The 25,794-nt window shown below is 44.8% G+C and carries 29 protein-coding genes and 1 other annotated feature; of the genes, 26 read left to right on the top strand and 3 right to left on the bottom strand.

What is annotated here, in order from left to right:
- Window positions 1-247 precede the first annotated feature (247 nt).
- Window positions 248-1,840: a phosphoglycerate dehydrogenase gene (serA, locus tag NST58_RS22310; RefSeq protein WP_036676193.1), complete on the bottom strand. Its 1,593-nt coding sequence runs from the start codon at window positions 1,838-1,840 to the stop codon at window positions 248-250.
- A 243-nt stretch (window positions 1,841-2,083) separates the two neighbouring features.
- Window positions 2,084-2,314 (bottom strand) — a binding site (T-box leader).
- A 110-nt stretch (window positions 2,315-2,424) separates the two neighbouring features.
- The gene (locus NST58_RS22305; protein WP_339244226.1) at window positions 2,425-3,330 is read right to left on the bottom strand and encodes a hypothetical protein; all 906 of its coding nucleotides are present in this window, start codon (window positions 3,328-3,330) and stop codon (window positions 2,425-2,427) included.
- 115 nt (window positions 3,331-3,445) lie between these two features.
- On the opposite strand from NST58_RS22305, the gene NST58_RS22300 reads away from it, so the two are divergent.
- The 3 genes from NST58_RS22300 to NST58_RS22290 are packed head-to-tail and all read left to right on the top strand — an operon-like array spanning window position 3,446 to window position 5,276.
- Complete coding sequence (locus NST58_RS22300) at window positions 3,446-4,039, top strand: CPBP family intramembrane glutamic endopeptidase (RefSeq protein WP_036676197.1); 594 nt, start codon at window positions 3,446-3,448, stop codon at window positions 4,037-4,039.
- Window positions 4,036-4,440: a hypothetical protein gene (locus NST58_RS22295; RefSeq protein ID WP_076184021.1), complete on the top strand. Its 405-nt coding sequence runs from the start codon at window positions 4,036-4,038 to the stop codon at window positions 4,438-4,440. Before NST58_RS22300 ends, NST58_RS22295 begins: the two co-directional genes overlap by 4 nt.
- 17 nt (window positions 4,441-4,457) lie before the next feature.
- On the top strand, window positions 4,458-5,276 hold the full coding sequence (locus NST58_RS22290) for a metallophosphoesterase (protein ID WP_076276732.1): 819 nt from the start codon (window positions 4,458-4,460) through the stop codon (window positions 5,274-5,276).
- Between the two features lie 150 nt (window positions 5,277-5,426).
- Here the strand turns inward: NST58_RS22290 and NST58_RS22285 are convergent, their stop codons facing one another.
- Entirely contained in the window at window positions 5,427-6,323 is an 897-nt protein-coding gene (locus NST58_RS22285) for a polysaccharide deacetylase family protein (RefSeq protein WP_339244225.1), read from the bottom strand.
- Between the two features lie 94 nt (window positions 6,324-6,417).
- Between NST58_RS22285 and NST58_RS22280 the strand changes: the two genes are divergently transcribed.
- The 23 genes from NST58_RS22280 (at window position 6,418) to NST58_RS22170 (ending at window position 25,793) form a co-directional block, all read left to right on the top strand.
- Window positions 6,418-6,789 (top strand): hypothetical protein, encoded by a 372-nt coding sequence (locus NST58_RS22280; protein WP_076127486.1) that lies wholly within the window; start codon window positions 6,418-6,420, stop codon window positions 6,787-6,789.
- 234 nt (window positions 6,790-7,023) lie between these two features.
- Complete coding sequence (locus tag NST58_RS22275; protein WP_339244223.1) at window positions 7,024-7,638, top strand: genetic competence negative regulator; 615 nt, start codon at window positions 7,024-7,026, stop codon at window positions 7,636-7,638.
- 152 nt (window positions 7,639-7,790) lie between these two features.
- Window positions 7,791-8,486, top strand: coding sequence for a glutamic-type intramembrane protease PrsW (gene prsW / locus NST58_RS22270; protein ID WP_076134692.1), 696 nt, complete (start codon window positions 7,791-7,793; stop codon window positions 8,484-8,486).
- A 322-nt stretch (window positions 8,487-8,808) separates the two neighbouring features.
- Window positions 8,809-10,167, top strand: a complete 1,359-nt coding sequence (gene ypeB, locus NST58_RS22265; RefSeq protein ID WP_339244221.1) for a germination protein YpeB — start codon at window positions 8,809-8,811, stop codon at window positions 10,165-10,167.
- A gap of 133 nt (window positions 10,168-10,300) precedes the next feature.
- Window positions 10,301-10,954, top strand: a complete 654-nt coding sequence (locus NST58_RS22260) for a flagellar brake domain-containing protein (RefSeq protein ID WP_036676209.1) — start codon at window positions 10,301-10,303, stop codon at window positions 10,952-10,954.
- 207 nt (window positions 10,955-11,161) lie between these two features.
- On the top strand, window positions 11,162-11,872 hold the full coding sequence (gene cmk / locus NST58_RS22255; protein ID WP_254848699.1) for a (d)CMP kinase: 711 nt from the start codon (window positions 11,162-11,164) through the stop codon (window positions 11,870-11,872).
- Entirely contained in the window at window positions 11,869-12,456 is a 588-nt protein-coding gene (locus NST58_RS22250) for a lysophospholipid acyltransferase family protein (RefSeq protein WP_036676211.1), read from the top strand. Before cmk ends, NST58_RS22250 begins: the two co-directional genes overlap by 4 nt.
- Before the next feature lie 174 nt (window positions 12,457-12,630).
- On the top strand, window positions 12,631-13,953 hold the full coding sequence (rpsA, locus tag NST58_RS22245) for a 30S ribosomal protein S1 (protein WP_170914203.1): 1,323 nt from the start codon (window positions 12,631-12,633) through the stop codon (window positions 13,951-13,953).
- A 176-nt stretch (window positions 13,954-14,129) separates the two neighbouring features.
- Window positions 14,130-15,455, top strand: coding sequence for a ribosome biogenesis GTPase Der (der, locus tag NST58_RS22240; RefSeq protein ID WP_036676212.1), 1,326 nt, complete (start codon window positions 14,130-14,132; stop codon window positions 15,453-15,455).
- Window positions 15,456-15,467: 12 nt separating this feature from the next.
- Entirely contained in the window at window positions 15,468-16,085 is a 618-nt protein-coding gene (plsY, locus tag NST58_RS22235) for a glycerol-3-phosphate 1-O-acyltransferase PlsY (RefSeq protein WP_036676213.1), read from the top strand.
- The gene (locus tag NST58_RS22230) at window positions 16,078-17,118 is read left to right on the top strand and encodes an NAD(P)H-dependent glycerol-3-phosphate dehydrogenase (protein ID WP_076218702.1); all 1,041 of its coding nucleotides are present in this window, start codon (window positions 16,078-16,080) and stop codon (window positions 17,116-17,118) included. Before plsY ends, NST58_RS22230 begins: the two co-directional genes overlap by 8 nt.
- A gap of 66 nt (window positions 17,119-17,184) precedes the next feature.
- Window positions 17,185-17,460 (top strand): stage VI sporulation protein F, encoded by a 276-nt coding sequence (locus NST58_RS22225; RefSeq protein WP_038572437.1) that lies wholly within the window; start codon window positions 17,185-17,187, stop codon window positions 17,458-17,460.
- A 197-nt stretch (window positions 17,461-17,657) separates the two neighbouring features.
- Complete coding sequence (locus NST58_RS22220) at window positions 17,658-17,837, top strand: DUF2768 family protein (RefSeq protein ID WP_036676218.1); 180 nt, start codon at window positions 17,658-17,660, stop codon at window positions 17,835-17,837.
- Window positions 17,838-17,871: 34 nt separating this feature from the next.
- On the top strand, window positions 17,872-18,240 hold the full coding sequence (locus tag NST58_RS22215) for a 2Fe-2S iron-sulfur cluster-binding protein (RefSeq protein WP_076218703.1): 369 nt from the start codon (window positions 17,872-17,874) through the stop codon (window positions 18,238-18,240).
- Window positions 18,241-18,270: 30 nt separating this feature from the next.
- Window positions 18,271-19,017, top strand: coding sequence for a DUF3939 domain-containing protein (locus tag NST58_RS22210; protein WP_254847661.1), 747 nt, complete (start codon window positions 18,271-18,273; stop codon window positions 19,015-19,017).
- A gap of 437 nt (window positions 19,018-19,454) precedes the next feature.
- Window positions 19,455-20,933 (top strand): stage IV sporulation protein A, encoded by a 1,479-nt coding sequence (gene spoIVA, locus NST58_RS22205; protein ID WP_036676222.1) that lies wholly within the window; start codon window positions 19,455-19,457, stop codon window positions 20,931-20,933.
- Window positions 20,934-21,310: 377 nt separating this feature from the next.
- Window positions 21,311-21,583, top strand: coding sequence for an HU family DNA-binding protein (locus NST58_RS22200; protein WP_036676223.1), 273 nt, complete (start codon window positions 21,311-21,313; stop codon window positions 21,581-21,583).
- Between the two features lie 116 nt (window positions 21,584-21,699).
- Window positions 21,700-21,948, top strand: a complete 249-nt coding sequence (gene mtrB, locus NST58_RS22195) for a trp RNA-binding attenuation protein MtrB (protein WP_051490908.1) — start codon at window positions 21,700-21,702, stop codon at window positions 21,946-21,948.
- A 94-nt stretch (window positions 21,949-22,042) separates the two neighbouring features.
- Window positions 22,043-22,585 (top strand): hypothetical protein, encoded by a 543-nt coding sequence (locus tag NST58_RS22190; protein WP_076276708.1) that lies wholly within the window; start codon window positions 22,043-22,045, stop codon window positions 22,583-22,585.
- A 91-nt stretch (window positions 22,586-22,676) separates the two neighbouring features.
- Complete coding sequence (locus tag NST58_RS22185; RefSeq protein WP_254857027.1) at window positions 22,677-23,570, top strand: heptaprenyl diphosphate synthase component 1; 894 nt, start codon at window positions 22,677-22,679, stop codon at window positions 23,568-23,570.
- Window positions 23,571-23,573: 3 nt separating this feature from the next.
- Window positions 23,574-24,326 carry a demethylmenaquinone methyltransferase gene (locus NST58_RS22180; protein ID WP_143761902.1) on the top strand — a complete coding sequence of 251 codons (753 nt, stop codon included), beginning with the start codon at window positions 23,574-23,576 and terminating at the stop codon, window positions 24,324-24,326.
- Window positions 24,319-25,191, top strand: coding sequence for a UbiA-like polyprenyltransferase (locus NST58_RS22175; RefSeq protein ID WP_076127498.1), 873 nt, complete (start codon window positions 24,319-24,321; stop codon window positions 25,189-25,191). Before NST58_RS22180 ends, NST58_RS22175 begins: the two co-directional genes overlap by 8 nt.
- Window positions 25,191-25,793, top strand: coding sequence for a flavin prenyltransferase UbiX (locus tag NST58_RS22170; RefSeq protein WP_036676229.1), 603 nt, complete (start codon window positions 25,191-25,193; stop codon window positions 25,791-25,793). The genes NST58_RS22175 and NST58_RS22170 overlap by 1 nt, the downstream gene beginning before the upstream one ends.
- Window position 25,794: the final 1 nt, after the last annotated feature.

Here is a 25,794-nt window from a genome sequence, read left to right as displayed (position 1 = left end):
AAACACCTGATTTAGCTCCTTTTTGAGGAATAGTGGCACTAGAGTCCGAAACCCTGCTTCAAAGGCGAAATTATTGCATATAGGGTCATCTGGGTCCGTAACCTCAAGGGTGTCCGTAAGCCTCCACGAGGGAACTCGATTCGGTGTTGTAAATGAAGCCGAAACAGGTCGACGATCAACAACAAAAGCAGCGAAACCCCTAAAAGGGGAGGATCGCTGCTCTGTTGTTTGATTTCTATCGTATTGCTTACAGAAGAATGATTTCTTCGGCAGTGTTGATTTCTGGCAGGCCAGCAAGCTTCACAAGCACATGAGTAGGTACAGCTTTATCAACGGTCAGCAGCATGATTGCTTCGCCACCAACGATTTTACGTCCCACTTGCATGGAAGCGATATTGACATCATTTTCGCCCAGCAATGTGCCCACAAGTCCGATAATCCCTGGTTTGTCGTTATGGGATACTACAATTTGATGTCCTTCAGGAGCGATATCAACCGGGAACTTGTTCACTTGAACAATTCTTTCTCCATAACCTTGCAGCAATGTTCCGGCTACGAGACGTTCTTGGTCGTGATCTGTTTTAAGGGTCACGGTAATCAGATTAGTGAAGCCTTTAGTTTTGGAAGCTTTAGTTATTACTACATTAACGTCGCGTGTTTTTGCCAAGTGCATGGAGTTAACGATGTTAACATCCTCAGCGAAGTGGCGGGAGAGCACGCCTTTCACAATATAGCGGGTAAGTGGTTGGGTATCGACATCTGACAGATCACCCGCATACTCAACATGGATTTCACGAATAGCACTATCTGTAATCTGGGTAACAAAGCTGCCCAGCTTCTCACCAAGTGTGAAGTAAGGCTGGAGTTTGTTCATTACGCTTGGAGCAACTGGAGGAATATTTACAGCATTGATGAACGGTTCATTACGCAGAATATGCAGTACTTGTTCCGATACATCGATCGCTACATTCTCCTGAGCTTCAATTGTAGAAGCGCCCAAGTGAGGAGTCACGATAATTTTTGGATGCGACAAGAATGGGTGATCTGCTTGTGGCGGTTCTTTTTCGAATACGTCAAATGCAGCGCCAGCAACAATACCGCTATCAATAGCTTCTACTAACGCCATTTCATCAATTACACCACCACGGGCACAGTTGATGATGCGCATTCCCTTTTTCATCACTTCAAATTGCGGGCGGGAAATCATATGGCGTGTTTCCGGAGTAAGTGGAGTGTGCACAGTAATGAAGTCTGCTCCGCGGACCACATCGTCAACGGAAGCTAATTTTACTTCCAGTTTCTCAGCACGCTCAGCAGTTAAGAAAGGATCAAAAGCAAGGATTTCCATGCCGAAAGCTTTGGCACGTTTTGCCACTTCGCTACCGATTCTGCCCATTCCCAGTACACCTAAAGTTTTGCCGCGAAGTTCTACACCCACGAAGGTTTTTCTATCCCAGGTTCCACCAATTGTTTTTGCATAAGCTTGTGGAATGTGACGGGCCAAAGCCATCATCATTGCAAAAGCATGCTCACAAGTTGTAATGGTATTTCCATCAGGAGCGTTGATAACAACAACCCCACGTTGAGTAGCAGCTTCCAGCTTGATATTATCTACACCCACACCTGCACGACCAATGACCTTTAAGTTTTTTCCAGCTTCGATAATTTTTTCAGTTACTGTAGTTTGACTGCGGACGAGTAGACCATCATATTCACCGATGATTGCAACGAGCTCATCTTCACTGAGACCTGTTTTTTTGTCTACAACTACATCTGTTGCGTCCATCAATTGCTGAATGCCCAAATCACTGATTGGATCCGATACTAATACTTTAAACATGGTTTCTTATCCCCCTTAAAGTTGAAAAGCTTTATATGTCGAGGACGCCCTGATGGGCAGTCCACAATACCAGAAGGTTCACGAACTAGTAGAGAAAAACATGTAATAATAGTAGATCAACGCGGTGTCGCACAAAAGAAACAGCGTGCAAGAATACCGCGAAATCGGTAACTTTGGGCATAAGGTAGTATTTATGGGGGATTAGGGAATTAAAAAAACTCCCAACCCCATACTACTGCCGTAGTAAGGGACGAGAGTTATCTTCGTGGTACCACCCTAATTCACTGCAACTTGGAAGAAGCAGCCTCATTGGCCTGCATAGGCCACACTGTTAACGGAGTTGATCCGATTGTACCTACTTTAAGGTTCGATACAATATCTCAGGAGCGCTAAAGATAGCTGTTCGTCACCGGTTTGCACCAACCACCGGCTCTCTGAAGACTTCCAGGATCTTTGTTCCATCATCGGTTTTGAATGATTAATTTTTTCATAATGTAACACGGTATGCAAGTTGTGTCAATAGGCTTTGCAAGCAGCGTTTCTTGAAGTGAACTTCATTTTTCGTTATGATTCAATAACTGGTTCTATTCAAAAAAGAACGGAAGCTGTGGAAGTGTCTCCCTGTTATAATACTGTTCCCGCCATTTTACAAAATCCTGTTCCTGCACAGCACCTGTAGAAATCAACAAGGTTACTGAGGACTGGATATCCGAAAGATTTAATGAGCTTGCAGTGCCTGAGTAAATCATATCGTCTATTTTAGCAGTGATGTCCTGAGGATCATAACCTGCAAAAATTCCGCGATTCAGCATCATGTCAGCGATAGAAGCATTCTTCAAAAGAAGCGGCATTTTTTTCCACTGGATGAAAGACATCGTTTTTAGTTCGCCAGGTGCAGAAGGTATTTTCTGGTTTGTCTTAGAGCCCCATTTTAGCATAGAATCATAGAAGTTCTTTTGTGCTAACAGACCGTACTTCACGGCGCCGGTTGTAAATTCATCATTTTTCAATAACTTGGCTGTCTCTGCACCAGAGGCACTAGTAGAGACTTTGCCGGAGGCCTTAGAAAATAAAGTTAAGCTTTTGAGTACATTGACCTGTGACTGATGTAATAGAGGAGAGTTAGTGAAAATTGAATCTTGATTAACTCTTTCATATTGCTGGTCTGCTAGAATACTTAGATCCTTCATTACTGCCGCATTCATACGAGCATCTGTGCTGCGCGCTAACTTATCTACTTGAATGTTCCAATTCCGCTTGAATTCCCGATAGGGCAAAAATACGTTATGATAGAAAGTAACAAGATCCTGCTGTTGGTACGAGCCCGTGAATTCTACTAATCCATTCATGCTTGATTGATTGTCATATTTGGCTTCAGTTTTGTCTGCGCCAACCTTGACGCCAGTAAAAAATGCGGCGAAGGCGCAAACTAAGAAAAACAAAAAAACTAGCGTGTATAACATTTGATTGCGGGACTTACGTTTGCTCATAATAAATGCTCCTTTTTCTGGGGGGATTATCCTATGTATTATGTATTGATAGCAACACTATGGACGGTTTCTCTCTCGGAGCGGCCCGAAAAAAATAAAGAACAGGCAGGTCACGATGAAAAAATTCAAATTTGGCGAGATTAAGGTTAAAAAGGTAGAACCAGGCCAGTTGACAGACCGTCTTCTGCTGCTCAATCTCTATATCACTCAGGGGCTCACATTAATTATCGGTTTGATATGGATATTATTTCAGAAAAGAAATCCTTTTCAGCTATTAATTATTCCAGAAAAAGTACATTTTGTGGCATGGGGCCTCGGTCTTGCTGCTGCAATGCTAATTGTTGACTATTTATTGACACATATTGTCCCTGAGGAAAGCATGGATGATGGTGGAATAAACGACCTTTTATTTCGAAATCGCCCTGTGTGGCATATTATCGTCATAGCAGCAATTGTATCGGTATGTGAGGAGCTCTTATTCCGCGGAGCCATCCAATATTCCATTGGCCCTTATTGGACGAGTATAGTATTTGCTCTTATTCATGTCCGTTATTTACGTCACTTTGTACCTACCGGCTGGGTATTCTTAAGCAGTTATGGTCTTGGATATATTTACATTCAATCGGGCAGCCTCTGGGCCCCTATACTATGTCACTTCTTCATCGACCTGATCTCAGGTCTGGTGATCCGCTATAGGAGGGAATCATGAGTGAGGAATTAAGCCGGGTAAAGTCTCGACAAAAACAACATAAAAGTGAAAGCAAACATCCTGGCAAAAGTAAAAAAGAGAAGCGGACTTCGGAGGCTGTAAAAAAGGCTACTCCTGAAAAGAAGTCTACTCCTATAAAGAAAAATGCTACCGCTCGGGTTTCTACGGCAACTTTATCAAGAAAAGCTCGCCGCCCAGCAGGTTCTGCAAAGCGCTCTTCCACAGGAAGTAAAGAGAAGGACGAAGAATCTGTTCCTTCTCGTTCAGATACTTATTCTTCAGAAAAAGTTCGTTTAAGCAAGATGTTTGTAAATTCTTTGATTTTTACCTTTGTTATTTTGCTAATCGGGCTGCTTTGGTGGGGAATTGAAGGAGCGCCTCCGCTGAGTACATTATGGTGAGCACATGGGCATGGGGAATGGCTTTGGTCATTTTATTGATAGCTGCGGCCGTTGTCATAATCATGGTGATTAATGCTTTTAGAAACAGAATTATTACCGAGGAAATAATGCTAGATTCGCTACCTGAAGAGTTCGATGGATTTCGTATCTTGTTTATAACAGATATCCATCGCCGCCGCCTTCCTTCCGCGCTTCTGACACCATTAAAGGGTGGGGTAGATGTTGTTTTTCTGGGAGGAGATCTAACGGAAAAAGATAGTCCTTTAAATCGTCTTGTCGATAATATGACTCTAGTTACTTCTATTGCATCTACCTATGTAGTGCATGGAAATCATGATTATCGGGCTAATATATCAAGGGTAGATGAGATTATTCAGGACAGTGGTGCAAAACTGTTAATGGATGAAAATGTGGCTTTTGAACGTGAGGGAGCTAAACTTTGGTTAACCGGAATTGATTTTCCGAAAAATGGGGGCAAAACTCCATACGGTCCTTTTCCGCAATTAACCACAACCCCTTCTGCTGAAGACACGTGTCGTATTATTCTTGTACATGATCCGCTTTGGTTATCGAAGCGCCAGAGTGTGCCAGCGGACCTGATTCTGGCAGGTCATACGCATGGGGGGCAGGTGATCCTTCCATTTGTGGGTCAAAGACATGTAGAGCATTTCTATCATAAATATGACGCTGGAAAGTTTAGTTGGCCAAGAGGGGACGGTTCCGCAAAAAATGCCCTGCTGCTGATCAGCAGAGGGTTTGGAACAGCACATCTGCCACTTCGCTGGGGCAGTCCTGCTGAAATGCATGTGCTGACACTGCGTAAATCAACCCAATAGTGCTTACTCTTTCCAGTAAGAAAAACTGGTAGCGTAAAAAGGGGGTTCCAAAGCCATGCAAATGGCTTTTGGAACCCCCTTCTATTTTTCGTTTGATTCGAAAACAATTGCACTGACGAAGCAACTATCGGACATGTAAAGATGAGAAGATCAACGCATTTTTAGCTCAATGCTGCGCGGATCAACAAAGCTGTAGCCTTTACCCTCAAGTGTAGTGAGCAAGGTATCCAGTCCCTCAACGGTCCATGGTAGCTCATGCATCAGGATATTACTGCCGGAATGCAGCTGATCGGTAACATTACTGATCAATTTTTCTGTCTTACCCGTTTCCTTTTCTTTCATTTCCCAGTCAAGTGAGCCTACAGACCAGGTCATGTACAACATTCCATTCTCAGCCGCGACCTTCTTGCCAACATCCCCGCCGGCACCATGTGGCGGACGGAAAAAGTGAGGAGCTTCTCCTAATGTTTCTTTGACAATATTTTGAACATCTTCGATTTGCTTTTTAACCTCAGTATAGGACTTGTCTTTCAATACAATATGATCCCAGCTGTGGTTGCCGATAATTCCACCGCGGTTATGTATTAACTCCAGAAGCTCAGGATGCTCCTTAACACGATAACCATTTACGAAAAAGATGGCTTTAGCTTGATGTTTGTCCAGAACATCCATCAAAGGTTTAATCATTGCAGCATCTTTAGGACCGTCGTCAAAAGTGAGCAGAACCACTTTTTTATTTGTAGCTTCCTCATTAGGAACGATGTCGTAATTTTTGTTCATATGGTACAGCAGTGGAATTTCAGCGGATGCTTCACCCTTACTGGCTGTACTATTTCCTGTAGTACCTCCATCTGCTGTTGCTTCAGGGGTAGGACTGGCTGTTGCTTCAGGTGCTGGCGCCGTAGTTTCTGCGCTTTGTGTAGCTGCCGCCGTGGGCGGATTGTTTGTGGTGTTTGTTTCCTTGGCTGTATTTCCATTTGCACCGCTGTTGCCACAGGCTGTAAGCAGCAAGGTAGCCAATAGGAGCACTGATGTCATTTTACCCACTTTTTTCAACTCGCTTTCTTGTTATTAGGTTGTATGAGCCGGAATCTTTCCGCGAACACTAAACATGATTTTACCATACAAGGAGGCTGGAAATATGAATACTTCGTCATTTTTATGCGGGGTGCTGATGGGCGCCGCAGCCAGTATGATTATGTCCAAAAAGCGGAATTCTTTAATGTCTTCGCTAGGGCAATCGGGTGGTTCCATGAGTGGGGCTGCAGATAAAGCAAAAGAAAAAATAATCGGTATGGCCACGACTGGTTTTGGTAACACTGCTGTTTCAAGCAGTAATGCTCAAAGTAACGGTTCAAGCAGCGCAACCTCTGATCATAAGACTGAATCACCAGTGAAGTCGAAGGAATCCAATCTTAAATTGTTAAAGGAATTCATTCGCAGCAATCCTGAAGTAAAGAGCGAAGTAGAGCAGATTCTTAAAGAAACGCATACAACCATACCGGGATTGTAACCGTAAAGGACTCCATCAGAATCATTTTGGGGATGAAATATTCCGCAGAATGATTCTTTTTTATTATTCAGGGCCTTGAAAATGGTTTATTCAATAGAGAGGATTTTATATATTTATTTACGTGCATTTATCTCGGCAAAATGATAACATACTTACATAGTAACCATTTTTGGCTCATTACTCGGGACTCATCATACATTATAATAAATGAGCTTGCAAAAGGAGGATCCTGTCATGAGAATAGAGCGATTAAGTCAAGATAAGATACGGATTTTCCTCACTTTTGACGACCTGAGCGAGCGGGGCATCCAGAAGGAAGACATGTGGCAGGAAGTTCCTAAGGTTCATGACCTGTTTACGGAGATGATGGATCAAGCATATAGTGAACTAGGTTTTGATGCCACGGGTCCGCTTGCCGTAGAAGTTTTCGCATTGCCCGCGCAAGGCATGGTCGTTATAGTGACCCGAGGAAAATATGATCACCATCAGTACGGTGCGTCCGGGGAAGAAGAATTGCCAGAAGAGATTTATGAAATGGAAGTTACTCTTGAACAAAGCGACTCCATTGTATATGCATTCCTCGATTTCGAGGTTCTGGTTGAAGCGGCTCATGTGCTCATCGGTAATATTACTTCCCAGGGGAAACTGTATTCTTATAACAATAAATGGTATCTGTATTTCGATCCAAAGGAATTTGAAGAAACGGCGTTGTCAGGTCTTGTTGGCGTACTTGCTGAGTTTGGAGATTCCTCACCGGTCACAGAAGCTGTTCTCGATGAATACGGGAAAACAGTGATGCCGGAGAATGCGGTCCAGTTATTGTGCACTCATTTTAAGCGTCAGGAGTAATTAGGCAAGACTAGGGGCTGATGACCATTGTTTAGGCCGATCAGCCCTAGTCTTGTTGTTGGTGATATGTCGGTCATTCTTGTATCAAAGTTATCATCTACCTTGCTGTGTAACGGCAGTAATAGGGTTTAGGGGTGTAGGGAGGTTATTCGGTGCTCGTGTTATCGGTCATTACGTCGGCAGTAGCGCCGGGACTTGCTCTGTTGACCTTTTTTTATCTGAAAGACAAGTATGATCAAGAACCGCTTCATGTAGTCATTAAAGTATTCTTGCTCGGTCTTCTGATTGTGTTTCCAGTAATGATCATTCAGAGAGGGCTGATGCTGGGACTAAATGGTGGTCCCTACGTGGAGTCGTTTCTCATATCCGCTGGCGTGGAAGAATGTCTAAAGTGGTTTGTGCTGTACCATATGATTTACAATCATACCGAATTTGACGAGCCATATGATGGGATACTATACGCTGTAGCGATTTCGCTCGGCTTCGCAACAATAGAAAATGTAATGTACGCTTGGTATAGCAACGCTTCTATCGGATCAATGTTTCTAAGAGCACTTCTTCCGGTTTCTGGACACGCTATGTTTGGTGTGATCATGGGCTACCATATGGGAAGGGCGAAGTTCTCAAAAGGAGTTCATACCCGCAGAATTCTGGTGTTTTCTCTCCTGTTGCCATGGATGTGGCATGGGATATATGACTTTATTTTGAGTACGACAGCCAACTATTGGATATGGTTTATTGTGCCTCTGATGGCTATCCTATGGTATGGAGGTATGGGAAAGGTTGCTAGGGCCAACAGCCGTTCTCCTTTCCGCTTTCTGAAACGTGAAGAAGAGGTTAACCTATAATCGAGATGGACACACTTATATTCGAAGGGCAGTTCCTAGTAAGGAATTCCAGAGAGGAGAGAGGTGTCTTTTTTTGCGTATAAAAGTACGTATCGTTTGCAAACAGTGCGGTGAGACCTACATATTAAGAGGGATTAAAGAGCATGGTGTCATTCAAACCGGCTTTAAACAATGCCTTTGCAGTAATAGCAGTGGCTTTGAGATTGAAGAGAGAGCTTGAGCGGACGTTATAGTCACATTGTGTAGCAACTTCAGTGCATAAGACTCCTAGTTTATTGTCAAACTAACGCCAATAAGCTATCGAAAGGAGTCTTGTAGCCCTATGTACAAAAGATTAAGTGCTGTAATGTTCCCGCTGACCGCGCTGCTGCTGATTGGTGCGCTTGTGTGGGGTTATCAGGAGAATCAGGAGAAGAATTCAATACTAATTAAGGCGGAGAACCAATATCAACGCGCCTTTCATGATTTGTCCTATCATGTGGACCGTCTTCATGGTGAGCTTGGAAATACGCTTGCGGTTAACTCTGCTTCTAATGGGATGCACCGTAAAGGACTTGTGAATGTGTGGCGGATGACTAGTGAGGCCCAAAATGAGATTAACCAGCTGCCGCTGACCTTGCTGCCATTTAGCAAAACAGAGGAGTTTCTGTCCAAAATCTCCAACTTTTCTTATAAAGCCGGGATTCGTGACTTCACTAAAAAACCTCTGACAGATGGAGAACTGAGCAATCTAAAAGCATTGTACAAGAACTCAGGAGAAATCTCTAAGGATTTGCAAGAGGTACAAAATAAAGTCATTGGCAATCGGCTGCGCTGGATGGATGTTGAAACGGCGTTGGCGACAGAAAATAAAGCGGAGGACAACACGATTATTGACGGCTTCAAAACGGTGGATAAACGTGTAGGGGCATACCCTGAGCTAGACTGGGGACCTTCAGTAGCAAGCATCTACGATAAACGTTCCGTCAAAATGCTCGGAGGTACCCCCGTGACTGCCGAAGACATCAAACGTAAGGCGTTGAAGTTCGCGGATGCGGGCTCCAATGCTAAAGTGGATGTTAAAGAAAATGGGAAGAACACTGAATGGCCATCCTATACAGCAACTGTTAGCGCTTCGAATAAGAAGCACACCATTAGTATGGATTTCACCAAAAATGGCGGGTTGCTGATCTCTTATTATGACAACCGTGAGGTTGGCCCTGCCAAAGTTTCTATTAAAGGAGCCGTTACCAAAGCAGAGCAGTTTCTTGAGAAAAAAGGATATCCCCATATGACTGCAGTCAGCGCTGATCGTTACGATAATATCGGGAATTTGACCTTTGTAACCAAACAGAATGATGTATTGATTTATCCTGAAAAGATGACCATTCGTATGGGGCTGGATACAGGTGATACCATCGGTTTTGAGGCCAGCGAATACGTCAATGAGCACAAGGACAACCGGAAGCTTCCAAAACCAAAGCTTACCCTTGCAGAGGCGAGAAAATTTCTGAATTCTGATTTCAAGGAACAATACAATCGCTTGTCCTGGATTAAAAATGATGATTCCGTCGAGGTCTTGACTTACGAGTTCGGTGGAGGGGTCAATGGCTCAAAGTATCGTATTTACATTAACGCCGAGGATGGCATTGAAGAGTCTGTGGAAGAAATCAGACCTTCTTCGGGGTCTGAGGCAAAATAAAGGGAGGGCGCATCCAGCAGTTGGGTGCGTCCCTTTTTTTTGCAATATCTATAAAATATATCTGACTGGCTGATATTCCCATGCTATAATCAGGGGTAGTGATAATTACTAAACTGATGTGGCGGTGACATCTTTGTATCCTAAAATTAACGAATATCTATACATACAGGTTGCTTCCAGTGACGCTGCTGAAGCAGAAGTTGAATATAGATCAAGAATTGCAGAGACGGAAGAAGACGCATTCCTGATTGAAATTCCTATGCAGGAGAGCAATGGTCGTCTAAAAAGGCTCTTTATGGGGGACGAGCTTTCGGTTTATTTTTTAACTGAGGGTGGCATCAAAAATTACTTTAATACTTATGTACTGGGCTTTAAAGAAGATGTAATTCGTATGGTCCGGATTCAAAAGCCGGAGACAGATTCGATTTTTAAGATCCAGAGAAGAAGCTTTTTCCGAGTGAATGCAGATCTAGAGCTTGCTGTGAAGGATAGCCTTGGCAAACGGTTCCTGGTTCGTACAGATGATATTGGTGGTGGAGGAATCTCCTTTTTGGTGGATAACCAGGTTAAGCTGGAGGTTGGTAATAAATTGTCCTGCTGGGTATTGGTGCCTTATCGAAACGGAAGCACGGAGCATGTCAATTTTGAAGGTGAAGTAGTGCGCATTAAAAAGCTAGAGAATGGACGGCTTTTAGCGATGTTGAAATTTGTCGCTATTTCAGATTTGGAACGCCAGAAAATTATCCGTTATTGCTTCGAACGTCAGTTTGATTTCCGCAACAGATAAGCATTTTTTACAGCTCTATTAAGCTGTCTGATTTTGCACTGAAGTATAAACTGTGGTATAATTTTATAAGTCGCAGGCAATGCCTGCTTTTTTCTTGATAATATCATCAAGCATAACAATTTATGTGTGCTCCTTGATATTGCAGGAATAGTTTTCGTAACGCTAGATGCTTTTTTTATGAAAGAGTGTTTGAGGAGGAATGCCCCGTTGGATAGGCAGGGTACACATACTTATGACAGAATAAACGTCGCCATCGACGGACCTGCCGGGGCAGGCAAGAGCACTGTAGCCCGATTGGTAGCCCAGAAGTTGTCTTATATCTATGTCGATACTGGTGCAATGTACCGGGCAATCACCTGGTATATGATCCAAGAAGGCATTGAACCGGAAGATCAGCATCGAGTGAACGAGAAGGTTCGCGACATGGTGATTGAACTTATTCCGGAACGAGACATTCAGAAGGTGCTGATTAATGGGGAAGACGTGACCCCACATATTCGGAGCCTTCAGGTTAGCGGCCTTGTGTCGCAGTATGCGAAGATCGAGGATGTAAGATCCAGACTGAGTCAATTGCAGCGTCAGATGGCGCTTCGCAAAGGCGTGGTAATGGATGGCCGCGATATCGGTACAACCGTGCTGCCGGATGCCGAGGTAAAGATTTTTATGACGGCAAGTGTGGAAGAACGAGCTCTCCGTCGTTATAAGGAACTGAGAGACGCGGAATCGGTGACGCTTCAGCAGCTTGAACACGATATTGCAAAGCGGGACCGTCTGGATGAAGGACGGGAGATTTCACCGCTGCGCCGTGCAGAGGATGCTATTCTTCTGGATACGACCTTAATGAATATCGATCAAGTTGTGGAGGCCATTGTATCCCACTGTAGATCTCATGTTGACGGGGAGAGAAATCATTTATGATTTATGCAATTTGTGTTGGATTGCTTCGCTTGATTTACGCAATCCTTTTCCCACTTAAGATTGTGGGGAAAGAAAATGTGCCAAAGGAGGGCGGGGTACTGCTCTGCGCTAACCACATTAGTCTGCTTGATCCAATGACTATTGGAATTAAGCTGGACCGTCAGGTAAAGTATATGGCTAAGGCTGAACTGTTTGAGGTTCCGGTGCTTGGCTGGCTCATTAATAAATTGGGTGCTTTTCCGGTGAAACGTGGCGGCGTAAGCAAAGAATCCATAAAAACGGCCCTTAACACACTTCGTAATGGTAATGTCATGGGTATCTTCCCGGAGGGTACGCGTAACTCTGATGCCGGAGTGGCCAAGAAGGGTGCTGCTAGCTTTGCACTTCGAAGTGGCGCAGCAGTTATTCCAGCGGCTATTATCGGCCAGTATAAACCCTTTCGACGCATGGTCGTTGTCTATGGTGCTCCTGTAGACCTTAGTCAATTTGCCGGTGCGGGGAGCGAATCTCTCGAGGCTGTTACCGATGTCATTATGGATCGCATCCGTGAGATGAAAGAGACAGGTAAACCAAGTGCTAGTTAAGGGATGAGCAGAACAACAAATTTTGCTCAATGTTTTGATTAAATAACGGCATAGCCGCTATTTTTTGGAACATACTATCATCAAGTGTAAGTGAAATATTATGCATTGCTTGTTTTGAACTCTGCTATACGCAGGTTTAAATAAATGGGGTTTTGAATCGAGGAGGCTAATCACATGTCTGAAGAAATTAAAAATCAGGAAGCTGCGGAAAAGAATGAATCCGTAGAAGCGGTGGATTCCGCTGTGACAGAAAATAACGGAGCTGTAGAAGAAGTTGCTGCCGTTAACGAAGAAGAAGTGACTAACCAAGCTGACTTGGAAATCATTTCTCTGAAAAAAGGCGATACCGTGAAAGGAACAATCGTCAAAATCGAAGATAACCAAGCTTATGTAAGCATTGGATATAAATACGACGGTGTGATTCCAATTCGCGAATTGTCCGCAGTACAACTGGACAACGCTGCTGCAGCAGTAGAAGTTGGACAGGAAGTAGAATGTAAAGTTGTCAGCATCAACGACAACAAGGAAAGCCTTGTTCTTTCCAAACGTGCTGTTGATAGTGAAAAATCATGGGAAGATCTTGAGAAATACTTCGCTTCCCAAGAAGCTTTCGAAGTTACTGTGGCTGACGTTGTTAAAGGCGGCCTCGTAGCTGATGTTGGAGCTCGCGGATTTATCCCAGCTTCCATGGTAGAGCGTCACTTCGTTGAAGATTTCAGCGATTACAAAGGCCGTACCTTGCGCGTTAAAGTGAAAGAACTTGACCGTGAGAACAGCAAAGTAATCTTGTCTGCTAAAGAAGTTCTTGAAGAAGAATTCGAAGCTAACAAGCTGAAAATTATGGCTGAACTATCTGAAGGCCAAATCATCGAAGGTACAGTACAACGCCTGACTCAATTCGGCGCATTTGTTGATGTGGGCGGAGTTGACGGTCTTGTACACGTATCTGAAATCGCTTGGAGTCACGTAGAGAAACCTTCTGATGTAGTATCTGAAGGTGATAAAGTACGTGTTAAAGTATTGAAGGTTGATCCTGAAAAAGGAAAAATCAGCCTGAGCATCAAAGCTGCTGCTCCAGGTCCTTGGGACTCTGCTGCTGGCGAAATCAACATCGGTGATGTTGTAACAGGCGTTGTAAAACGTCTTGTGAACTTCGGAGCATTCGTAGAATTGCTTCCGGGTGTGGAAGGTCTTGTGCATATCTCACAAATCTCCCACAAACACATCGCTACTCCACACGAAGTATTGAAAGAAGGACAAGAAGTTCAAGTGAAAGTTCTGGACTTCAATCCATCCGAGAAACGTGTTAGCCTGAGCATCAAAGAAACTGAAGAAGCTCCAGCTCCATCTGCTAGACCTGAACGCAGCAATAGCAGAGACAGAGCTCCTAAAGAAGTTCTGAACAACCCTAACGTTTCCCTTAGCAACGAAGGCCTTAGCTTTACGCTTGCTGAACGTTTTGGTGACAAGCTGGACAAATTTAAGGGTAATAACTAATCCCTAAACGAGCTTTTGAATATACGGGTAAAGTAATCGGCGAGCCCTCGATACGGGGGTTCGCCGATTGTCTTTTTTTCGGAACTGGTCGGATTGATGAGAGTTAACATGATTGTTAGCCAATTTAAATGTTTTTTGCTATGATGAGTAACGTAAGGATGACAGGAGGAATGAATATGGCAAGACCCGTTGTGGCAATCGTTGGGAGGCCTAACGTCGGAAAATCGACGATATTTAATCGGCTGATTGGCGATAGATTAGCCATTGTAGAAGATAAGCCGGGGATTACACGTGACCGGATTTATGGTATTTCAGATTGGAACGGTAAGTCGTTCAGTGTGATTGATACCGGAGGTATTGAAATTGATGGAGAAGATACAATTCTGAAATCAATCCGTGTTCAAGCGGAGCTGGCGATTGAAGAAGCGGATGTTATTGTATTTATGTGTGAGGCGAAGAGTGGTGTGACGAATTCAGATGAAGAGGTAGCTCAGATTCTGTTCCGTTCAGGTAAACCAGTCGTTCTTGCCATCAACAAAGTGGATAATATGAAGCGTGCGGATGATATTTATGAGTTCTATAGCCTTGGTTTTGGCGATCCAATCGGAATTTCTGGTAGTCACGGAACCGGACTCGGCGACTTGCTAGATGCTGTAGTTGAGCGCCTACCTGAGAAAATAGATGATGAATACGATGAGGATGTCATTCGTGTAGCTTTGATTGGCCGTCCGAATGTAGGTAAATCCTCTCTGGTTAACGCGATTTTGGGCGAAGAACGTGTTATCGTCAGCGATATTGCAGGGACAACAAGAGATGCTATCGATACTCCTTTTGAACGTGATGGGCAACGTTATGTGCTTATCGATACGGCAGGTATGCGTAAAAAAGGCAAGGTATACGAGAACATTGAAAAATACAGTGTTATGCGTGCTATGCGTGCGATTGAACGGGCTGATGTGGTCCTCGTTGTAATTAACGGCGAAGAGGGCATCATCGATCAGGACAAGCATATTGCTGGTTATGCACATGAAGCTGGTAAAGCATCTATTTTTGTTGTCAACAAATGGGATGCCATTGTGAAAGACGATAAGACTATGCAGAACTTCGAGACGAAGATTCGTGACCATTTCTTGTTTATGAGTTACGCACCGGTTGTCTTTTTGTCGGCTTTAACCAAACAGCGTTTGCAAAAACTGCTGCCTGTTGTACAGCATGTATCTCAACAGCACGCACTGCGCATTACTACACATTTGGTGAACGACGTTGTATCTGATGCAATCGCGATTAACCCTCCACCAACTGACAAAGGCCGTCGCTTGCGTATTAACTATGTAACGCAGGTTGCGGTTAAGCCGCCTACGATTGTGGTGTTCGTGAATGATCCGTCGCTGATGCATTTCTCCTATGAACGTTATCTGGAGAATAAAATTCGCGCAGCATTTAATTTCGAAGGAACACCAATCCGTCTCTTTACACGGCGCAAATCCGAAAACGAAGGTTAGGGGAGAAGAAGTGTGGCGCTTGAACTTCTGGTTATCGTTGTAAGCTATTTGCTTGGTTCTGTCAGCTTTAGTGTACTGCTTGCAAAGTTGCTAAAGGGAATTGATATCCGTCAATACGGAAGCGGAAATGCGGGAGCTACCAATACACTGCGTGTATTGGGTAAAGGTCCTGCAATACTAGTGCTGTTGCTGGATGTGCTGAAAGGGGTGGCCGCTGTATGGTTAGGAACCTGGGTCGGCGGTTGGGGAACCTGGGTTCCGGCTCTTTGCGGAATCGCTGCCATCATCGGACATAATTGGCCGCTCTATTTTCGTTTTCGTGGGGGGAAAGGCATTGCTACTACGATCGGTGTTATGGCTACGCTTTGTTTATGGCCAGCGCTGCTCGCCGGTATCATCGCCATCCTGTCTATCTTTATCACCCGTTACGTGTCCCTTGGCTCATTAATTTTTGTAGCACTGACACCAGTGGCTTTATTGTTGACAGGATTTACACAACCTGTGCTCTGGACCAGTATTATTATTGCGGTCTTCGCCTTCTGGCGGCACCGGACGAATATTGTAAAGATCGTAGAAGGCCGTGAGAACAAGATAGGCTCAAAAGTTAAAGGAGGGAATCGTGTTGTCTGATAAAGTTACCGTACTTGTAGCGGGGAGCTGGGGAACTGCGCTGGCTAGCGTGCTGGCTGCAAACCACTCGGAAGTTTATCTGTGGACACGCAACTCTGATCAAGCTGCCGAGATCAATGGCTCTCATACGAATAATAAGTATCTGCCTGACATCGCACTGCCAGCTAACATTATTGCAACTACGGATATGGAAACGGCAGTGTCCGGTTCTAAGGCGGTTGTAATTGTAGCTCCGTCTTCAGGAATGCGGCAGGTTGCTCGCAGTCTGAAGCCATTCTGGAAGGATGACATGTTATGTGTTCATGCTACGAAGGGCTTTGAGTCGGAAAGCAATAAGCGGATGTCCATCGTAATTGCAGAGGAACTAGGCTGTGACGAAGGGCAGATCGTCGTCCTCTCCGGTCCAAGTCATGCAGAGGAAGTTGTACGCCGGTGTCCTACAACCGTTGTAGTTGCTTCACCTGATGACAAACGTAGCGCCGAAGCGCAGGAATTGTTCATCAACAACGATTTCCGTGTATATACGAATCGTGATCAGGTAGGGGTAGAGCTTGCCGGAGCTCTTAAGAATATTATTGCCCTTGGTGCAGGTCTATCCGATGGCCTTGGATATGGGGACAATGCTAAAGCAGCGCTTTTGACCCGTGGACTCGCCGAGATATCTCGGGTGGGAGTTGAGCTTGGAGCCAATCCTTTGACCTTTGCCGGCCTTGCCGGAATTGGCGACCTTGTTGTGACGGCTACTAGTCAGCACAGCCGTAACTGGCGCGCTGGGTCCATGCTTGGTCAAGGCAAGCCGCTGGCCGAGGTGCTGGAATCCATGGGGATGGTAGTCGAAGGTATTCGTACTACCGAAGCAGCTTATGCAATTTCGCTCAAGCTGGGTGTGCAGATGCCGATTACGGATCAGATTTATCATGTGCTCTTTCAAGGAAGAAGCCCACGCAGTGCGGTTGAAGCCTTGATGGGTCGTGATCGTAAGCCTGAGCTTGAGTCGATCTCCCAGGAAACTTGGGAGCAGTGGCATTCCTGATCCTGTTCACCTTTTTCCGCAAATTCTCATATGTTGTAATGGGGATTGACGGAGGAGGGATGAAAAGTGAGCAGAGATTTTTCCAAGGATGCATTGAACGCCATTAACAAAAAGGCGGGCAAGAACATTACGGAAAGTGCCGTCAAAAAGCTAGCCAGTACGGTAAAGCCAGGAACTACGCAGAATGAAGCCCAGCTCCGCCAGTTAATTAAGCAGGTGTCATCAATGGCGAAAGTGCCGGTCAGTGAAGCTACTGTGCAGGAGATTATCAATGCCGTTAAAAAAGGCGGCGCAGGTTCCAGCACAATGGAGTCTTTAATGAAAATGATGCTTAAAAAATAGCTTTAAGTTGGGTGAGCAAAAGAAAACGGATCAATGAACGATTCCGTCGTCTTTTGCTTTTTTTTATATTCCTGATAATTTTCACGAAGTGTAATTTATTTAAAATAATACATAAAAAATGATGTTTTTTTACAGAAAAGGATAAGGTCATGATATAATAGTCCCTAATAAATTACAGGCGAATGGGGGCTTTGACCATGGATCCGATGACGAAAATGTGGTTATCCCTGATTGCGATGCTGATTATGGGATTATCAGTATTTCTTATAACTTTTGCTCGGAGCAAAACCAAGGGATTGCTTAAGGCTGTACTGTCTATACTTGCTTTTGTCATCATGTTAGTGGGCCTATTGGGCGGAGTTGTTTCAATTATGTAAGCAGTTACATAGTGTTGAGGAAGGAAGTAACATCATGAAATCACAAAAAGGAGTTACCGTTGTATTTCAACCAGAAGGTCGTAAAGCTGTTGTGAACCGTGGCATTTCGTTATTAGAGGCCGCTCGTAAAGCAGGAGTGCCAATTACAACTAGATGCGGAGGCAAAGCAGGCTGCCTGATGTGCAAGGTTACAGTCGCGAAGGAAGAGGCTTCTGCAGTAAGGCCTCCCGGAGATATTGAGCGGCGTAAGCTTGGATCGGCCTTAGAAGAAGGAACGCGTCTGGCCTGTCAGGCTGCCGTATGGAGCGACGTAACCGTTCAGGTGCCGGAAGATCCACTGAAGGCTGCGGTGCGCCGTAAGCTTGAAGCAGCGCGGCGTGGGGAAGAAGATGAACTGTGGTAGCGTAAGAATGTCACCGTGGGAGGGACTCGGTTGGAGTTTATAGGATATAAAATGAAACTGAAGGCAGGGGCCAAGCTTTTGCTAGGGATGGTATCGCTCGCGCTTACGCTTTCGGGCTGTCTATACCCAGGTGAAGAGAAGCGGGCTAGTGTTAATTATCGGGAGAGTGTTAAACGGATACAAGCAGCCGTTGATGATTATCAACAGGAGGAAGGGGTACTGCCCATTCTTAATGCGGATGAAACTACTCCAAGGTATGAGAAGTTTCGTATTGACCTGGGGAAGTTGAATAATAAGGGATATTTGGATGATATACCGGCTACCGCTTTTGAGCAGGGTGGAAGTGCTTATTTTCTTATTTTGAATGAGGAAATTGATCCTGTGGTGAAGGTGATGGACCTTGTTACGGTTCAAAAGGTGAATGACGTGCAACGACAGGTTAACCGCTATAAATCAGCTCATGGCGGCAACCTCCCTGTGCTTGATGAGCTATACCCCGGATTGTATACCATTGATCATAAGCAGGCGGGTACAAGCTCTATAACCTTAACTAGCGTCTATTCCGGTCAAGTTCTTGACTTTATCATGGATAAGGATGGAACTGTCTACGTAGATTATGTTTTTGATATCATGGCTGCCGTCGATAAGAAGGGTGGAGAGCACGACAAGAATCAGGACTTGCGACTGGATCTGGAGGAAGCTTCATATTACGTTCCCGTAAAGTCTTTGCCGTATCTATGGATTAATAATCAGCCGATCCCACAGCCTCCAAGTTAGAGTTATAGTTTAAAAGCGTCTAAGCTTCGGTTTTATCCGGGGCATTAGGCGTTTTTTGTTTATAACCTTTTAATCTCAGCATCCACTAAAAATAGTTCTATCAACGAATCCTACCTCATAAGATGGATGAGTAAGCTTCCGGGCGTCAGACGCCTTGCGGCGCGCAGACTTAACTTTTTTTGAAATTACATTGTGAAATGCGCGAATATGGGTCATAAATTCGTTCCGGATACATATGATGATACTAGTCCAAATGCATGTCCGAGCATTCGGAGTTTAGCGCGGGGCAAGTACGTCCCGGTCGAAAGCAGCTAGGCTTCGGGCGGGCATACGATAAGTCCGGTTGATGTCCTGCAAGGGTCAGATTACCGGCGGAACGCGAAGTCGATGCTCTTCAGGCATTTTTTCTTCGGAGTAATATGAGGAGGGGATCTCTTTTGGAAAAAGTGGATATTTTCAAGGACATTGCCGAGCGTACCGGCGGAGACATTTATCTTGGCGTCGTCGGCGCGGTTCGCACGGGGAAATCGACATTTATCAAGCGCTTCATGGAAACCATTGTCCTGCCAAACATCACGAATGAGGCTGATCGAGTAAGAGCTGTGGATGAGCTTCCGCAAAGCGCAGCAGGCAAAACGATTATGACGACAGAACCGAAGTTTGTGCCAAACAACGCAGTCCAAATCAAGGTTGCGGAAGGGCTTGAGGTTAATGTTCGTCTGGTAGACTGTGTGGGTTACGCTGTAGAGGGTGCAAAAGGTTACGAGGATGAAAATGGACCACGAATGATCTCTACACCTTGGTTTGAAGAGCCTATTCCTTTTCAGGAAGCGGCAGAAATCGGGACACGTAAGGTTATTCAGGAGCATTCAACGCTAGGTGTAGTGGTAACAACAGATGGTACGATTGCAGAAATTCCGCGGAACTCGTACGTGGACTCTGAAGAGCGCGTCATTGCAGAGCTGAAGGAAGTGGGTAAGCCGTTTGTGCTTGTCATTAACTCCACCCGGCCACGCAGTGAGGAAGCGCAGCAGCTCCGTAACGAGCTAGCCATCAAATACGATATCCCAGTTATGACGCTAAGCGCCGCAAACATGAGCGAAGATGACGTAACGGGTGTGCTGCGGGAAGTGCTTTATGAATTCCCAGTGCATGAAGTAAATGTAAATCTGCCAAGCTGGGTTATGGTGCTTGGAGAAAACCACTGGCTGCGTAGTAGTTATGAGAACTCCGTTCGCGATACTGTAAAAGACATCCGCCGCCTGCGGGATGTTGACCGCCTCGTATCTCAGTTCACCGAATATGACTTTATTGATAAAGCTGGCCTAAGTGGTATGAACATGGGTCAGGGTGTAGCAGAGATCGACCTGTATGCTCCAGAAGAGCTGTACGATCAAGTTCTGATGGAAGTGGTGGGGGTTGAGATCCGCGGTAAGGATCATCTGCTCCAGCTTATGCAGGAGTTCTCACATGCGAAACGAGAATACGACCGATTCTCAGAAGCTTTGGAAATGGTCAAGACTACTGGCTATGGTATCGCGGCTCCATCTTTAGCCGAAATGGCACTCGACGAGCCAGAACTGATTCGTCAGGGCTCTCGCTTCGGGGTTCGCTTAAAGGCTACGGCACCATCCATTCATATGATTCGGGTGGATGTGGAGTCTGAATTCTCGCCAATCATCGGAACGGAAAAGCAAAGCGAAGAGCTGGTTCGTTATCTGATGCAGGACTTTGAGAATGATCCTATTAAGATTTGGGAATCCGATATTTTTGGCCGCTCCCTACACTCCATTGTAAGAGAAGGAATTCAAGGCAAGATAGCTATGATGCCGGATAATGCGCGCTACAAACTGCAAGAAACGCTTGGCCGCATTATAAATGAGGGTTCCGGCGGACTTATTGCAATTATTCTCTAAGCTGAATATAAATAAATTCAAAGAGTGGGAGAAATCCTGCTCTTTTTATTTGTATATATCCTAAAACTTGATACCTAGTTCCTATAATAACGGTGAATCTGACTCAATTATTCTGATGAAATAAAGACCTTAACTGCTCCTATAGGTCTAACAAATTAGATCGAATTTAGATAAATATGCAAGTATAGATGATAATTTCTGCTCCTTTTTTGAGTAACAGCTTGAATTTATGGATGGGCTGTATTACTATAAGTTTGTTGCGCTTCAAGGTCTAAGGGCGCCAAAGTTAAGTTTTAAACGGGATTATCACGTATATTTTACGTTGAAACGGAAACAGTGTATGATACCGGAGAATTTACTCAGGGAGGTGAGAAAACATGAATAAATCAGATTTGATCAATGTAGTTACAGAAGCAACTGAACTTCCCAAGAAGGATGCTACTAAAGCTGTAGATGCGGTTTTCGAAGCAATTACAGAAGCACTGCAAAGCGGTGATAAAGTACAACTGGTTGGATTCGGAAACTTTGAAGTGCGTGAGCGTTCTGCACGTAAAGGCCGTAACCCGCAAACTGGTGAAGAAATCGAAATTCCTGCAAGCAAGGTACCGGCATTCAAACCCGGTAAGGCGCTGAAAGACGGAATCAAATAAAGATTTCTACATACCTATCCCATAGTCTTTTTAAGAACAACTATGCCGCCCTCCAAGGCGGCATTTGTTTTTTGAAATACTATGAACTGTATAATAGGTTTAGAGGAGGATGAGTGATGATGGATAAAAATACGGGTACTACTCCGCTTCCAACGGGCAGCGACTATATTGTGGTTAAGGCTAAAGATAATGGCGTTCAGGTCATTGGGTTAACCAGAGGTACAGATACACGTTTTCATCATACAGAGAAGCTGGATAAGGGCGAGGTATTGATTGCCCAGTTTACTGATCATACCTCAGCGATGAAGATCCGCGGTAAGGCTGAAATATGGACAAAGCACGGACAATTGGAAAGTGAAAGCTGAAAAGCAGGCATAGCCTGCTTTTTTTCAAAATATAGTAAAGATAAATGATCGTATTCCGCTAAGAGTGGGAATTATGGATAAGGGGGGCGTGTTCATGAACAAGGCCTGGTGGGTTGGAGCCGTATTACTCTTGACTGCAACCTCTGCTGTAATATTGCCCAAAGTGGCAGATATGGATTCAACCTTACAGCAGCGAAATGGTGCAGTGGAGACTTTTACTGGCGGCTATAACACGGTGCTAGACAACGATAATCTTGTTGATGTTCTTGGCGCACTTCCATTGACCTTATCCATTGATAGCGTAGACTGGGAGGATCACGTTCTGTCTCTGGATTTAAAAGTGAGCGGAAATGATCATGAACCCCAGGAGCTTTATCGAAATATGGCACAGACTATTTCTTTTGCTTTTCAAGAAACCTCGAATGTGGATCAGCTCCTGCTGCGCATCGTGGTCATGGATAAATGGCTGGATAGCCGCCGGCTGCTGCTAGCAGGGGATATCAGACGCGCGGAGTGGTCCGTTGAACTCCAGAATGAACTTCAGTCTGCGGGTAATTTCCCCATTTCCGAGCGTCTCAAGACGGGCTTCCGTATTAGTGAGACTGAGCTCTGGAAGAAGCAGTTCATTTATCCTTGAGAAGAATAAAAGAAACTCAGTTGTATCACAGTGCGTGACAAAAAAACATGTGATATAATAGACAAGATTGTGAACAAAGGAATTAATATAAATGTCAATGGCTTCGGAGGCTGAAATGAAACCGTACTGCATACCGCAACTGGCAAAACCCTACACCGACTACGACATGATTCAGAAGCATACGGATTTGCCGCCGTTTTCTGATGGCCGGGGTCATTTGTTATATATTTTTCTAAACCATGGATCTTCTGTAAAAGGAAGTACTGGTGAGTTGTATACGCTCGTAACCGCACTTATTCAACTTGGACTAGATACACATGAGGTAATTGACCGCTCGAATGATAGACGCGGTGGAGATCCTATGCGTTCCCGTCAATTAAAGGTATTGGCTGGCGATTATTTTAGTAGCTGGTTTTACCATCTGCTTGCAAAGAGTGATCAGATTGAGATGGTTGGAATCTTGAGTAAGGCGATTGCTGATTTCAATGTCTTGAAAGCGAACCTCTATGTGAAGATGAGAGGAATCCGTCTTTCGGCTGAACAATACTTGCGGCACATGGTACAGCTCAATATGCGGCTGTTCCTTTCTTTTACGCCCATGATCGAGAATTCCTTAGTGGAATTGTGGGAGAAGTTATTGACAGAGTTCAGTCAGTGCGAAACGGTTGCCATTGAGCTTCAGCGTTGTGATAACCTTGAGAATGCAAGCAATGGTTATTGCTACTGGAAGATGCTGGAGTCAGCGACAGAGGAAGAACGCAAACAGCTTCAAGACCAGAACCTTGATCAGAAGGACTGGAAGATGCTGAAGATGAAATATAAATGTGATTCTCTGCTGACGGACATGCTCCATCAGTCGATTCAGTCGATTCAGGGACTATTACAAAGCGTTAAAGACGAAAGCCTGCTTAGAGAGCTTGAGATAGCGCTGGATCGTATTCTCCTGCAGATGAAAGTCTCAGGACAAGCAGCCGTGGAGGGTTAGTGGATGACTATGGACAAAACTACAACTGCTGTGGGTGATAACAGCAAACCGAAGGAACAGTTTGTGCACTCGGTGTTTGAGAGTATTGCAGGTAAATATGATTTGATGAATGACATCTTAAGTTTTCGCCGGCATAAGGCTTGGCGTAAGTTCACGATGAAGAAGATGGGCATGAAGCGCGGGGATTCAGCTGTAGACTTATGCTGCGGCACTTGCGATTGGAGCATTGCCTTGGCCGAAGCCTCACAGACAGGGAATGTGATAGGGCTCGACTTCAGTGCAGGCATGCTTGAAGTGGGGCACCGTAAGGTGGAGGAGCGCAAGCTTCAGAACCGGATCTCTCTCGTACAGGGCAACGCTATGGAGTTGCCTTTTGAAGACAACGCATTTGATTATGCAACGATTGGTTTTGGACTCCGCAACGTACCGGATCTTGTTCAAGTGCTGAACGAGATGAAACGAGTGGTGAAGCCCGGAGGAATGGTGGTCTGCCTGGAGCTTTCCAAGCCGATGAAACAACCGTTTAAAGGTATCTATTTCTTTTATTTTCAGCGTGTTCTTCCATTGCTGGGCAAGTTATTCGCTAAAAGGTATGAGCAATACAAATGGCTGCCAGAATCGCTGGCGCTGTTCCCTGACCGGGAGCAATTAGCTGCTATTTTCCGTGAAACCGGACTGCAAAAAGTGGAATCCTTCCCCTTGACCGGAGGCATCGCGGCATTACATATTGGGCTCAAGGAGAACGGGAATGTTTAAGAAAATCGGTATCTTTTTACAAATGATCAAGTTTGAACATACGGTATTTGCTTTACCTTTTGCTTTTATGGGCGCTTTACTTGGTTCCGTTGTCATGTTTGGCACGCTACCTACCTGGAGCCAGATTGGTTGGATCGTAGTGGCTATGTTTGGGGCACGGAGCGCTGCTATGGGGCTGAATCGACTGATTGACCGGATAAGTGATGCTAAGAATCCACGCACAGCGGGAAGAGCTATTCCTGCAGGATTATTGAAGATCGGTGAAGTCGTCATTTTTATCGGCATTTCGTTTTTCTTACTCTTTTGGGCAGCCTTTAAGCTGAATCCTTTGTCGGCCAAGCTCTTGCCAATCGCAGTTTTCCTTCTTGTCATTTATTCATTTACTAAGCGGTTTACATGGGCCTGCCATCTTATCCTCGGTCTGACCATTGCGCTTGCACCTTTAGGCGGTTGGGTAGCTGTAACTGGTAGTGTGAATTGGACTTCAATGGTATTTTATTTCACTATTGTGTTTTGGACTGCAGGTTTTGATGTAATTTATTCTTGTCAGGATGTTGAGTTTGATCTAAAAGAGGGCTTGAAGTCCATTCCGGTTCGGTTCGGGGTTCAAGGTGCACTCTTTATTGCCCGCGTATTTCACATTCTCACGGCGATTGGATTCGTATCGTTGCTGTTTATGACGGATTTAAGCTGGTGGTATGTAGCAGGCATGATCATCGCATATATCATTCTCTTTTATGAGCACTACATTGTATCTCCGAGTGACCTGAGCCGTCTGCAGACTGCTTTTTTCACTATGAACGGCGTATTGAGCATCGTGGTGTTCTCTTTCACTTTGATTGACTTGGTGGTGCAGTTCTACTAATGACGCTTACTAAACCGAAAAACATCGTGGTTGGAATTACAGGAGCAAGCGGTGCGATATATGGTGTTCGTCTAACTGAAACCTTGCTGTCACTAGGCTACTCCGTGCATTTGGTAGTTAGTAATGCGGGCTGGCGCGTATTTAAAGAAGAACTTGGCTATATCGCATCAGACCGGGAGGGCTTTTTGAACGAAAGGTTCAAAGGCTATCCCGGTTCTCTGCTTTATCATCCTGTTGCGGATATCGGCGCATCCATTGCAAGTGGTTCGTTTCGTGTGGAAGGGATGATTATTATGCCTTGCTCTATGGGAACATTATCCGCGGTAGCGAATGGGACCTCTGATAATCTAATGACACGTGCTGCTGACGTTATGCTCAAGGAAGGCCGCCCACTGGTGCTTGTACCTCGTGAGACTCCATTGCATGCTATTCATCTAGAAAATATGTTGAAGCTGTCCCGTCTGGGAGTTCGGATGATTCCCGCAATGCCGGCTTTTTATTTTGGGCCGCAAAGTATGGATGATCTGATTAATTTCATGGTGGGCAAAGTGCTTGACAGCTTTAATATTGAACACAATTTATTTCGAAGATGGGGGGATTGAA

This window comes from Paenibacillus sp. FSL R10-2796, from assembly GCF_037965315.1.
GTDB lineage: Bacteria > Bacillota > Bacilli > Paenibacillales > Paenibacillaceae > Paenibacillus_AQ > Paenibacillus_AQ odorifer.
Note: the sequence above shows the minus strand (reverse complement) of the source record. Positions and strands in the feature narration are given on the sequence as shown.

What these genes read in the sequence shown, in the direction of transcription:
- NST58_RS22220 (WP_036676218.1), top strand. Translation starts at nt 17,658, where the DNA reads ATGGATCCGATGACGAAAATGTGGTTATCCCTGATTGCGATGCTGATT.
- mtrB (WP_051490908.1), top strand. Translation starts at nt 21,700, where the DNA reads ATGATGGATAAAAATACGGGTACTACTCCGCTTCCAACGGGCAGCGAC.
- NST58_RS22290 (WP_076276732.1), top strand. Translation starts at nt 4,458, where the DNA reads ATGGCTTTGGTCATTTTATTGATAGCTGCGGCCGTTGTCATAATCATG.
- serA (WP_036676193.1), bottom strand. Translation starts at nt 1,840, where the DNA reads ATGTTTAAAGTATTAGTATCGGATCCAATCAGTGATTTGGGCATTCAG.
- NST58_RS22170 (WP_036676229.1), top strand. Translation starts at nt 25,191, where the DNA reads ATGACGCTTACTAAACCGAAAAACATCGTGGTTGGAATTACAGGAGCA.
- NST58_RS22200 (WP_036676223.1), top strand. Translation starts at nt 21,311, where the DNA reads ATGAATAAATCAGATTTGATCAATGTAGTTACAGAAGCAACTGAACTT.
- NST58_RS22190 (WP_076276708.1), top strand. Translation starts at nt 22,043, where the DNA reads ATGAACAAGGCCTGGTGGGTTGGAGCCGTATTACTCTTGACTGCAACC.
- NST58_RS22275 (WP_339244223.1), top strand. Translation starts at nt 7,024, where the DNA reads ATGAGAATAGAGCGATTAAGTCAAGATAAGATACGGATTTTCCTCACT.
- NST58_RS22180 (WP_143761902.1), top strand. Translation starts at nt 23,574, where the DNA reads ATGACTATGGACAAAACTACAACTGCTGTGGGTGATAACAGCAAACCG.
- NST58_RS22215 (WP_076218703.1), top strand. Translation starts at nt 17,872, where the DNA reads ATGAAATCACAAAAAGGAGTTACCGTTGTATTTCAACCAGAAGGTCGT.
- NST58_RS22280 (WP_076127486.1), top strand. Translation starts at nt 6,418, where the DNA reads ATGAATACTTCGTCATTTTTATGCGGGGTGCTGATGGGCGCCGCAGCC.
- ypeB (WP_339244221.1), top strand. Translation starts at nt 8,809, where the DNA reads ATGTACAAAAGATTAAGTGCTGTAATGTTCCCGCTGACCGCGCTGCTG.
- NST58_RS22295 (WP_076184021.1), top strand. Translation starts at nt 4,036, where the DNA reads ATGAGTGAGGAATTAAGCCGGGTAAAGTCTCGACAAAAACAACATAAA.
- NST58_RS22300 (WP_036676197.1), top strand. Translation starts at nt 3,446, where the DNA reads ATGAAAAAATTCAAATTTGGCGAGATTAAGGTTAAAAAGGTAGAACCA.
- rpsA (WP_170914203.1), top strand. Translation starts at nt 12,631, where the DNA reads ATGTCTGAAGAAATTAAAAATCAGGAAGCTGCGGAAAAGAATGAATCC.
- NST58_RS22175 (WP_076127498.1), top strand. Translation starts at nt 24,319, where the DNA reads ATGTTTAAGAAAATCGGTATCTTTTTACAAATGATCAAGTTTGAACAT.
- NST58_RS22250 (WP_036676211.1), top strand. Translation starts at nt 11,869, where the DNA reads ATGATTTATGCAATTTGTGTTGGATTGCTTCGCTTGATTTACGCAATC.
- NST58_RS22305 (WP_339244226.1), bottom strand. Translation starts at nt 3,330, where the DNA reads ATGAGCAAACGTAAGTCCCGCAATCAAATGTTATACACGCTAGTTTTT.
- der (WP_036676212.1), top strand. Translation starts at nt 14,130, where the DNA reads ATGGCAAGACCCGTTGTGGCAATCGTTGGGAGGCCTAACGTCGGAAAA.
- NST58_RS22185 (WP_254857027.1), top strand. Translation starts at nt 22,677, where the DNA reads ATGTCAATGGCTTCGGAGGCTGAAATGAAACCGTACTGCATACCGCAA.